This window comes from Pseudoalteromonas sp. CO109Y (genome assembly GCF_004208935.1).
Classification (GTDB): Bacteria; Pseudomonadota; Gammaproteobacteria; order Enterobacterales; family Alteromonadaceae; genus Pseudoalteromonas; species Pseudoalteromonas shioyasakiensis.
On record NZ_SGPD01000039.1, the window covers coordinates 107,389 to 117,508 of the forward strand.

Annotated in this window: 10 protein-coding genes; 6 read left to right on the top strand and 4 right to left on the bottom strand. The window is 43.6% G+C overall.

Features of this window, described 5'->3' with window-relative positions:
- Positions 1–10 precede the first annotated feature (10 nt).
- Genes EXT43_RS16520 through EXT43_RS16540 form a run of 5 tightly spaced genes read left to right on the top strand, consistent with a single transcriptional unit; the run spans position 11 to position 5,111 of the window.
- Positions 11–1,819 carry a glycoside hydrolase family 3 protein gene (locus EXT43_RS16520; RefSeq protein ID WP_130167474.1) on the top strand — a complete coding sequence of 603 codons (1,809 nt, stop codon included), beginning with the start codon at positions 11–13 and terminating at the stop codon, positions 1,817–1,819.
- A 48-nt stretch (positions 1,820–1,867) separates the two neighbouring features.
- Entirely contained in the window at positions 1,868–2,665 is a 798-nt protein-coding gene (locus EXT43_RS16525) for a putative hydro-lyase (protein ID WP_130167475.1), read from the top strand.
- Between the two features lie 6 nt (positions 2,666–2,671).
- Positions 2,672–3,403 (top strand): 5-oxoprolinase subunit PxpA, encoded by a 732-nt coding sequence (locus EXT43_RS16530; RefSeq protein WP_130167482.1) that lies wholly within the window; start codon positions 2,672–2,674, stop codon positions 3,401–3,403.
- The gene (locus EXT43_RS16535; RefSeq protein ID WP_130167476.1) at positions 3,388–4,251 is read left to right on the top strand and encodes a glutamate cyclase domain-containing protein; all 864 of its coding nucleotides are present in this window, start codon (positions 3,388–3,390) and stop codon (positions 4,249–4,251) included. The genes EXT43_RS16530 and EXT43_RS16535 overlap by 16 nt, the downstream gene beginning before the upstream one ends.
- A 2-nt stretch (positions 4,252–4,253) precedes the next feature.
- Positions 4,254–5,111, top strand: a complete 858-nt coding sequence (locus EXT43_RS16540) for an aminotransferase class IV (protein WP_062565426.1) — start codon at positions 4,254–4,256, stop codon at positions 5,109–5,111.
- A gap of 56 nt (positions 5,112–5,167) precedes the next feature.
- Here the strand turns inward: EXT43_RS16540 and EXT43_RS16545 are convergent, their stop codons facing one another.
- From EXT43_RS16545 to EXT43_RS16555, 3 genes are all read right to left on the bottom strand, one after another.
- Positions 5,168–6,151, bottom strand: coding sequence for a WD40 repeat domain-containing protein (locus EXT43_RS16545; RefSeq protein WP_062565427.1), 984 nt, complete (start codon positions 6,149–6,151; stop codon positions 5,168–5,170).
- A gap of 387 nt (positions 6,152–6,538) precedes the next feature.
- Positions 6,539–6,853: a hypothetical protein gene (locus tag EXT43_RS16550; RefSeq protein WP_130167478.1), complete on the bottom strand. Its 315-nt coding sequence runs from the start codon at positions 6,851–6,853 to the stop codon at positions 6,539–6,541.
- A gap of 270 nt (positions 6,854–7,123) precedes the next feature.
- Positions 7,124–7,501, bottom strand: coding sequence for a VOC family protein (locus tag EXT43_RS16555; protein ID WP_130167479.1), 378 nt, complete (start codon positions 7,499–7,501; stop codon positions 7,124–7,126).
- Between the two features lie 162 nt (positions 7,502–7,663).
- On the opposite strand from EXT43_RS16555, the gene EXT43_RS16560 reads away from it, so the two are divergent.
- A complete protein-coding gene (locus EXT43_RS16560) occupies positions 7,664–9,685 on the top strand; it encodes a S9 family peptidase (RefSeq protein ID WP_130167480.1) in 2,022 nt (673 codons plus the stop codon).
- A 255-nt stretch (positions 9,686–9,940) separates the two neighbouring features.
- Here the strand turns inward: EXT43_RS16560 and EXT43_RS20785 are convergent.
- Positions 9,941–10,120: hypothetical protein (locus tag EXT43_RS20785; RefSeq protein ID WP_205990967.1), on the bottom strand; the 180-nt coding region annotated here is incomplete at its 5' end.

The following is a 10,120-nucleotide window of genomic DNA, read 5'->3' on the forward strand; positions in this document are numbered from 1 at the left end:
AGGATGTTTCATGCCATTACAATCATCATTTGCTGAGTCTGCATTAACTTTAAAACAACAGTTAGGGCAAAAGCTCATGCTTGACCTACGTTATTACTGCGAGCAAGACCCAGGTGAACAAAAATGCCGTACACCGGTGACAGAGCTGCCGGCCGATTTGGCGAATATCATCACTAAACATAATATTGGTGGGGTGATTTTATTTGCAGAAAATATCGATACCGTGCCGCAAGTGATCAAACTTAATAATGACCTACAAAAAGCCGCTGCTAAGTCAGAGTTAGGCTTACCGCTGTTTATTTCGATAGACCAAGAAGGTGGCCGAGTTGCCCGAATTCCTCGTGATGTTGGTACGTCGTTTACCGGTAACATGTCGATTGGCGCCACCTATAAAGAACATGGTACCCACTTCGCAACTGAATCTGCACGCATCATTGCCGACGAGCTATTGGCACTGGGTGTTAATGTTAACTATGCACCCACGGTCGATGTAAACATGAACCCAGATAACCCAGTTATTAACGTGCGCTCTTACGGTGAAGATCCGCAATTGGTGGCAAAACTAGGTGGCGCCCAAGTAGCTGGGTTTGAAAACAACGGCGTTATTTCATCATTGAAGCACTTTCCGGGGCATGGTGATACGAACGTAGATAGCCACACAGGCCTGCCAAAAGTAATGCATGATAAAGAAACCATTTGGCAGCAAGATCTCCCCCCTTTTAAAGAAATTATTAAAAACCAACAACCGGGTATGATCATGACTGCACATATTCAATACCCTGCCCTAGACGACAGCACGTTTGTCAGTAAAGAAGGCAAAACCATGATCAAACCTGCAACGATGTCGCGCAAAATCATCACCGACTTATTACGTGATGAACTTGGTTATCAAGGTGTGGTGATCACAGATGCCCTCGATATGGCGGGGATCAGCCACTTTTTTGAACCAATCGAAGCGGTAGTAAATACCTTTGCAGCGGGTGTTGATATTGCCCTGATGCCAATCGAAATCAGAAGCCCTAAAGACTTAGCAGTACTTGAAGCCCTGATTGAGCGATTAGAGCAAGAAGTACAACGTGGCACGTTAAATGCCAACGAAATGAGTGCTTCTGCAACACGTATTTTAAAACTTAAAGAAAAGTTTAAACTTACCTCTTCACTTGATGACGAAGCAGCCATCAAAAAAGCGCAGCTTCTACTGGGTGATCAAAGCCATAGAAAAGTAGAAGCTGAATTAGCATTAGCTGCTATCACCGAAGTGAAAAACGAGAAAAACACCCTACCGCTTAGCATTAAATCGGGCAGCAAAGTGCATATTATTATGCCAGACACCCGCAAATGCTATGCTCTGCAGCAGGCGTTAATTGATAACACCGATAAGCTAATCAGCTTTAGCTGTACGAGTTTGCAAGGTTATGAGCCGCTTGCAACATTAAAAGAAATTAACGAAGCCGACATTATCATTGCCGCAAATGCGTCACCAAAACAAAGTGCTGTTGAAGTCGGCGGGATGGATGACTTAGCTGATAACCCTGAGTTTGCAATTGCTAAAGCAGATCAATCAGCGGCATTAGAGTCATTGTTAAAACAAGCAAAATTAGCCCATAAAAAGACCGTATTTGTCAGCTTACGAGCCCCTTACGATATTGCCCAATTTGGAAAATTTGGCGATGCTGTACTTGCCACCTATGCTTACAATATAGATGTAGATACAGATGAAAAGATTGCTGGCCCTGCTTTTACAGCGCTGGCAAACGTTTTACTAGGGAAAGCCCCTGCTAAAGGGCAGCTGCCCGTTACTATTAATGACCTGAACTGAGTGTTATTGTAGCAACAATGGGCAAGTATTAATTTCAAGGAGAGTCACATGCAAAAAAATGCATCTTTAACCACTCCAGCGGCTATTCGTAAAATGGTACGCGAGGGTGACTACACTGGCAATACATCGGGCTTTGCACCGGGCTTTGTGCAAGCTAATTTAGTGATTTTACCTAAACAATACGCGTTTGATTTTTTGCAGTTTAGCCAAGCAAACCCGAAAGCTTGCCCAATCATTGCAACTAGCCGCATACCGGGCGTTACCGATATGCCAACTGTTGGTGAAGACATTGATATTCGTAGCGACTTACCTCGTTACCGTGTCTTTAAGCATGGCCAAATGGTTGAAGAGGTTACCGATATTACGAATCACTGGCGCGACGATTTAGTCACCTTTTTAATTGGTTGCTCGTTCTCATTTGAAGAAGCGCTGATTGCCGCGGGTCTTGAGATCAGAAATATCAGCGAACAAAAAAATGTGCCTATGTATGTGACCAATATGGCTTGCCAAAGTGCAGGGATTTTTCACGCCAATATGGTTGTAAGCATGCGCCCAATGAAACCTGCCGATGCCATTCGCGCGATCCAAATTTGCAGCCGTTTTCCAAGTGTACATGGTGCACCTGTGCATTTTGGCGCCCCTGCTGCAATTGGCATTAAAGATATCAACAAACCTGAGTTTGGTGATGCGGTGACCATTAAAGAAGGCGAAGTGCCCGTATTTTGGGCCTGTGGTGTGACTCCACAAGTTGCAATTGCCAACGCGGCACCTGATTTTTGTATCACGCATAGCCCAGGGCATATGCTGATCACCGATATTCCAAATAGTAAAATGGCAGCGTTATAAATGACGATGAAACTAAACTGTGACCTTGGCGAAAGCTTTGGCATGTGGAAAATGGGCTTAGACGAGCGAGTTATGCCACATATTGATATGGCAAATATTGCTTGTGGCTTTCATGCTGGCGATGCCGATGTGATGGCAAACACCCTAGCCCTCGCCAAGCAACACAAAGTAATGGTTGGCGCACATCCAAGTTACCCAGATAAGCAAGGCTTTGGTCGCCGCTCAATGGCTATGAGCGAAAAAGAGCTGACCAATTGCCTGCATTATCAAATTGCTGCAATTGATGGTATGGCTGCAGTACATGGTTTAACGCTTGAATACGTTAAGCCACATGGCGCATTGTATAACGACATGATGAGTGACGAGCAAACGCTGAATATCGTTATGCGCGCAGTGGCAAGTTATGTAAAGCCATTAAAGTTGATGATTTTAGCTACCAACCAAGCAGACAAACACAAAGTACAAGCAAAAGAGCTTGAACTAGAACTCATTTTAGAAGCGTTTGCCGACCGTCAATACACAGACGAAGGTAAACTTGTTGCACGCTCTTTAGCCGGCAGTGTACACGACAAAGCGGCACTAATAGCGCAAGTTAAACAGTTAGTTGCACATGGCACAGTTACAACGCGAAGTGGTCAGCAGCTGGCACTTAATGCCGATAGCCTGTGTGTGCATGGCGATAATGAAGCGGGTATTGCGCTCATTCAAGAGATCAAAGCACTATGTCAGCAAGCCTAAGCGACGCAGCGCTCAGCCGACAAATTGAAACCATGATGGTTGAACAAAACCCGCGTGGTATGCAGCATTTATACGCAAAACAACTAACAGGGACGTATTTACGCGCAGCAAAACACCTTTATAAAGCACAAGGTACTATTTTGATAGGTACGGGCTTTGCGGTCAACAATACCTTCGAGACTGATGGCCCGGTTGGTGCAATTTCACTTTACAAGGTACTCGAAAAGCTTGGTAAACAGCCTATTTTAGTTACTGGCAACCCCCTTTACAGTGCCCTAAAAAATGACTTTAACTGTTTTGAGCTGCCAATTAATAGCATTGATAATGCACACACTTTTAGCATTAAAGCCCTTGCGCAGCTAAAGCCTGAGTGTGTTTTATCAATAGAACGCCCGGGGCTTAACGAACATCAGCGTTATTATAATATGCGCGGTATTGATATTTCTGAGCATTGCGGCTGCTTTGATTTTTTTGTGACAGAAGCACCTTGCCCCACCATAGCGATTGGTGATGGCGGTAACGAAATAGGCATGGGTAACCTTGCACAGCATATGCAAGCGCTAAACATCACTCCTTGTTTAACAACCTGTGATGAGTTGTTACTCGCCGATGTATCTAACTGGGCAGCATACGGGCTAATTGCCTTTTTAAGTCGCTGGCATAACACCGATTTGCTGGCTGATATTGAGCCACTCAACATTTTGCATTACCTAAGTGAGCGCGGTAGTGTCGATGGCGTCACCCATAAAAATGAGCTCACCGAAGACGGCCTGCATGCAATGCATGGTCAACAATTAATAACTCGGCTTCGCCAACTTGGCGGCTTTACGACAGAGAATGAGGTTTAACAATGGGCACGGTATACCTAAACGGTGAATACCTTGGCGCTGATGAAGCAAAGATTTCACCAATGGATCGCGGCTTCTTATTTGGCGATGGCATCTATGAAGTGATCCCATCATACCAAGGCAAAATGCTTGGCTTTGGCGCACATATTGAACGTATGAATAACGGTTTAAACGAACTTGAAATTAAGCTCGATTACAGTGCCGATACATGGCGTAAAATCTGTAATGATTTATGCGAGAAAAACCAAGGTGACAACTTGGGGATTTATTTGCACGTTAGCCGCGGCGCCGACACTAAACGTGCTCACGGTTACCCAACTAATATTACCCCGACCGTATTCGCGTTTGCTTTTGAAATTCCAGCAGAGCCACAAGGCGATATCGACAATGCAACAACTTACACTGTATCGCTTGAGCAAGACCGTCGCTGGCAACGCTGCCATATTAAATCAACAGCACTGCTTGGCAACGTGATCCATTACCAGCACGGTGCAGCAGCAGGTAACAAAGAAACCATTCTATTTAACCGCTTAGAAGAAATTACCGAAGCTAGTTCAAGTAACGTGTTTATTGTTAAAGATGGTGTGATCAGTACGCCACCACTTGATAACCAAATTTTACCGGGGATCACCCGCTGGTTAATCCTCAATATTCTTCACAGTTACAGTGACTTTAAAGTGCAAGAGCGCATTATTAGTAAAGATGAGTTACTTGATGCCGACGAAGTATGGATCACCAGCGCCACTAAAGAAGTTGGCCCAGTTGTAAAAGTAAATGGCAAGTTAGTTGGCGATGGTAAACCTGGTGCAGTTTGGCAACAAGTGCAAAGCTTGTTTACCAAGCATAAGTTTGATTACTAATTTCATCGCCATTTAAAACAAACGCCTACTTAAAGTAGGCGTTTTTGTTTTAGCTGTTATTTAGTGCTTATTTTATCAAATGGCCAAGCTTGCAATAGGCCATCGCTGGTTTCTGAATATAGTTGCTTACCATCGTACGCCACACTCAGTACTGACGTACGTTGGCGCTGTTGTTTAGCTTCGTATTCAGCGATTAATTCACCATCTGCAACGCGATATAAACGCATCTTCATTTTTGGTGATCCCGTTAATAGCCATTTATCTTGATTAATAAATTGCGATGCAGTGAATTCAATAAAGTTAGAGTATGAGGCCACTTCTGATAGCTCTTTTTGATTGGCTAAATCAAAAAATACACGATCATCTACCGAGTCAATTGCAAAGCCCAAGCTTGCTGTTTTATTTAGAGTAACGTGATTTACTCTGGTCGCTAAACGCTCTTCAAAGCGAGTACTACCATCACTTGTTGACCAAAGCTTAACGTATTTGTCGCTTGAGCCGGTAAACGCCCACTGCCCATCAGCCGATAACGCCACGCTATTAATATCTAAACGATGAATATCAAAACGCTTAGTATCACCTGTGCGAGTATTTATTACCTCAGCCTTGCCGCTACGATAAGCGATAACCAAAGTATCGCCTACGGCTGAAATAGCGATGTCTCTAGCGATTTCTTGCCCGGTAAGCCAAGTACCAATACTACGCCCAGTGCGAGTATCGTATAAAGTCACCGATAATCGATTTGAAATGAAAAAACGAGATTTGTTAGCGCTAAAGCCCACAAGCTCAACATGTTCAGCGCCCTGCCCTGTTATACAATCGTATAAACGCGCTTTTAACTGATTATCCCAAACGCACACCTCAGATTGGGTTGCCACTAACGCGTGACTAGCATCTTCGGTTAGCGCCGTGGCACTTAGTAGCTCATTGCCATGGGCAAATTCACTACTAGCAGGAGCAGTAAACACCTCACCTCCACCACAGCCCACAAGGCTTAGTGCAAATACACAGCAAAGAGGTTTAAGCAATTTCGACGTCATGATCATTCTCAATTTTTATAATTATTTTTGTATTGGAGCAGTGTAATGAAAATAAGCGGGAGTTGGTAGAGATTCTAGCTGTCAGCCGTCAGCCGTCAGCCATCAGGTTGAGAGTCGAGATGCGAGGTGCGAGATGCGAGGTGCGAGGTGCGAGATGCGAGGTGCGAGATGCGAGGTGCGAGATGCGAGGTGCGAAATGCGAGGTACGAGATGTGAGGTAGGAGGTGCTTTAGCGCCGAACAACAACTGCCTCATCACTACTTAAGATAACCCCACTACTTTCTTGTAGGCGTGAAATTTATTTCGCGCAACTTTTTGCGAATTGTAGGTCGTGCTTTAGCGCGTTTTCTAAAAAAGCTCGCTTTGCTTACCATGAGATCTATTGTTCTAGTTAGTGCTTGAAACAGATTCACAATTAACAGTCGATTTTTTTGATGTTTTATCTAACTTCCGAGTCACTAAAAGCTCCTCATTTTCAACGGTTAAACTTACATTTTTATACCAATCATCAAAACTGGCTTTGGTTGCACTAGCTGGTAATTCAAATCCAAACGCGGAATCAATCTGCTCTAAGCTTGTTGGAATTTCTTTCTTCAAACACCAGTATAAGCCACTCAAGGCGCCAAAAAGATCGTCAGGTTCTTCTGCGTATACGGGATGCCAAACTAAGCAAGAGACAATGAGATACACTAATTTTTTCATAATTCTGCACATTTACTTTAAATGAATTGCTATCACTAGCATGTATATAAAGCACCGGAGCTTGTCAATTTTGAGCATGCATACTTTACAAAGGTGTAAGAGTTCTACTGATAGCTACCTGAAAACCAGTCTAAATGAGCCATAATGTTCTAAGCTGGTGAAACTTACTCTTTATTATCTAAAACCTCGACTACATAAGCTAGGCCCTGTTTCCTAGAGCCTAGCGCCTGTAAACTTTACTCTTTCTAACTTTCCCCTTGCTAACTTTCTTTACCCATGCGTAAAACAAAACACATTAAGTTTATTACCGTCTAGGTCTCTAAAGTATCCCGCATAAAAGCCGGGCATTTCGCGTGGGCCGGGGGCGCCTTCGTCTGTGCCACCTAGTTCTATGGCCTTCTTATAAAAGGCATCTACTTGGGCTGGGGTTTCGACTGCCAGAGCAATCATAGTGCCATTACCTACTGTGGCTTTTTCATCGTTATAAGGTTTGGTAATCGCAAAACCGGGCTTATCTTGACCTGTGCTCCATGCGACAAAGCGGTCAGTTTCTAAAAAGCGCTCGGCGTTTAGAGTGGCGAACAATTCATCGTAATACTTTACTGCTTTAGCTAGGTTGTTAGTGCCTAACATGATGTAACCTATCATTGTGTGCTCCTTACGTTTAAAAGTGTCTGTACTCAACATAAAAGGGAAATGACCATCTGTCTATTGATTTCTCCATTCATCGCAATGGACTATATTTCTGATGGTTGTTACTTTATAACAGGTTAAAACGCCCTAATTTCTGCTCACTAACAAGGAAATAAAATGAAGTTTAAAACGTCTTTAGCACTGCTTGCAGCAGCCAGCTTTTACAGCCATGCAGGAGCTAGCAATACCTTTCAACTTGAAAATGTTTTTGATCTTGAATACGCCAACCAAATAGAAATGACAAAAAATGGCGATACAATTTACTTCGTGCGTAATCGCATGGATATCAAAAGCGACCGTAAAGTCAGCAATATTTGGTCAGTAAACCCAGATGGTAAAACCATGCTACCGCTAACGTCTGGCGTGCATATGGATTACTCTCCGGTATTGTCACCAGATGAAACTCGTTTAGCGTTTATTTCTACCCGAGATGGTAGCAGCCAAATCTATGTAAAATGGTTAAAAACCGGTAACGTAGCAAAAATTAGTAACCTAACGCAAAGCCCAGGCGGATTAACTTGGACGCCAGATGGCAAACAATTAGTGTTTAGCCAGTTTGTGCCTGCAAAATCAGCAAGCCCAGTTTCTTTACCGGGTAAGCCTGAAGGCGCTAAGTGGGCAGAGCCAGCTAAATATATTGACGATACCTATTACCGTGCCGATGGCGGTGGCTACTCTGAAAAAGGCTATCGTCACTTTTTTATCATCAGTGCAACGGGCGGCAATGCACGTCAATTAAGCGCTGGTGATTTTGATCATGGTGGTGCTGTTAGCTTTAACGAAAAAGGCGATGCGTTTTATTTTTCGGCTAATCGTTATGAAGATAATGAATTACACCCAACTGAATCTGAAATCTATAAACTTAGCTTAGCGGATCGTTCAATTACCCAAATAACAGATCGTAAAGGCCCAGATTCACGCCCTAAAGTCTCGCCAAATGGTCGTTACCTGGCATACACAGGCTATGACGATAAAAAGACTAACTATGAAAACAGCGACATTTATTTACTTGATTTGAAATCAGGAAAAACCTCAGTACTCACTGCTGATTTAGACCGTAGTGTCGAAGATATAAAATGGGATGATAGCGGCAGAGGTCTTTATTTTAGCTACGATAGCGAAGGCAAAACACACCTAGCTTACCAGCCGCGTAGTGGTAAACATAAGGTGATTACCTCAGAGATTGGTAGTGTCGCCTTTGGTCGTCCGTATTCAGGTGGTGATTTTGATGTGAGCGAAGGTGGTGAAGTTGCATTCACACTCGCAGATACACAGCGCCCATCTGATGTAGCATTAATTAAGCGTGGTAAAACCGCACGTTTAACGCAATTAAACGAAGATGCGCTGGGTGACAAAGAGCTGGCTAAGGTTGAAGAAATTTGGGTTAAATCAAGCCACGACGGTTTGGCTATTCAAGGTTGGATTGCTTACCCACCGGGCTTTGATAAAAACAAAAAGTACCCACTTGTACTAGAGATCCACGGCGGCCCTGTTGCAAACTACGGCCCTCACTTTAGTCCTGAAGTGCAATTATACGCAGCGAAAGGTAATGTTGTACTTTATATGAACCCGCGCGGCAGTGACTCATACGGCAAAGAGTTTGCGCAAACAATTCATCATAACTACCCAAGTAATGACTTTGATGACTTAATGACTGGTGTTGATGCTGTCATCAATAAAGGCTTTATTGATGAAAGCAAACTATTCGTTACCGGCGGTTCAGGTGGCGGTGTTTTAACTGCATGGATTGTGGGTCATACAGACCGCTTTGCAGCCGCTGTTGTTGCTAAACCTGTTATCAATTGGATCAGCTTTGTACTAACTGCTGACTTCTACCCTTTCTTTGCTGACTATTGGTTCCCAGGTAAGCCATGGGACAATATTGAGCATTATATGAAGCGCTCTCCAATTAGCTATGTGGGCAATGTAAAAACACCCACTATGCTGTTAACCGGTGAATCAGACTATCGCACCCCGATTTCTGAAACCGAACAATTTTACCAAGCGTTAAAGCTACAAGGTGTTGATACAGCGATGGTGCGTATTCCTAATGCCTCACATGGTATTACCGCGCGTCCATCAAACCTGATGACCAAAGTAGCCTATATTCAATGGTGGTTTGATAAACATAGTAAGTAGTGGCGAGTTGCGAGTTGCGAGTTGCGAGTTGCGAGTTGCGAGTTGCGAGTTGCGAGTTGCGAGTTGCGAGTTGCGAGCAATAGTTTAGGTGCGGCTTTATGCCGCGCCATACACAAAACATAAAATAGTTTCACACTTACCTGTAGCAGCAGCTTTATGCCGCGTCATTTAATAAAACCATAACGCGGGGTAAACCCGCTGCTACTTTCTAACTTCCCCCTTTCTAACTTTCCCCCTTTCTAACTTTCCCCCTTTCTAACTTTCCCCCTTTCTAACTTTCCCCTTTCTAACTTTCCCCTTTCTAACTTTACTCTTTCTAACTTTCCCCCTTTCTAACTTTCCCCTTTCTAACTTTCCCCTTTCTAACTTTACTCTTTCTAACTTTACTCTTTCTAACTTTACTCTTTCTAACTTTACTCTTTCTAACTTTACTCT

What these genes read in the sequence shown, in the direction of transcription:
- EXT43_RS16520 (WP_130167474.1), top strand. Translation starts at nt 11, where the DNA reads ATGCCATTACAATCATCATTTGCTGAGTCTGCATTAACTTTAAAACAA.
- EXT43_RS16525 (WP_130167475.1), top strand. Translation starts at nt 1,868, where the DNA reads ATGCAAAAAAATGCATCTTTAACCACTCCAGCGGCTATTCGTAAAATG.
- EXT43_RS16530 (WP_130167482.1), top strand. Translation starts at nt 2,672, where the DNA reads ATGAAACTAAACTGTGACCTTGGCGAAAGCTTTGGCATGTGGAAAATG.
- EXT43_RS16535 (WP_130167476.1), top strand. Translation starts at nt 3,388, where the DNA reads ATGTCAGCAAGCCTAAGCGACGCAGCGCTCAGCCGACAAATTGAAACC.
- EXT43_RS16540 (WP_062565426.1), top strand. Translation starts at nt 4,254, where the DNA reads ATGGGCACGGTATACCTAAACGGTGAATACCTTGGCGCTGATGAAGCA.
- EXT43_RS16545 (WP_062565427.1), bottom strand. Translation starts at nt 6,151, where the DNA reads ATGACGTCGAAATTGCTTAAACCTCTTTGCTGTGTATTTGCACTAAGC.
- EXT43_RS16550 (WP_130167478.1), bottom strand. Translation starts at nt 6,853, where the DNA reads ATGAAAAAATTAGTGTATCTCATTGTCTCTTGCTTAGTTTGGCATCCC.
- EXT43_RS16555 (WP_130167479.1), bottom strand. Translation starts at nt 7,501, where the DNA reads ATGATAGGTTACATCATGTTAGGCACTAACAACCTAGCTAAAGCAGTA.
- EXT43_RS16560 (WP_130167480.1), top strand. Translation starts at nt 7,664, where the DNA reads ATGAAGTTTAAAACGTCTTTAGCACTGCTTGCAGCAGCCAGCTTTTAC.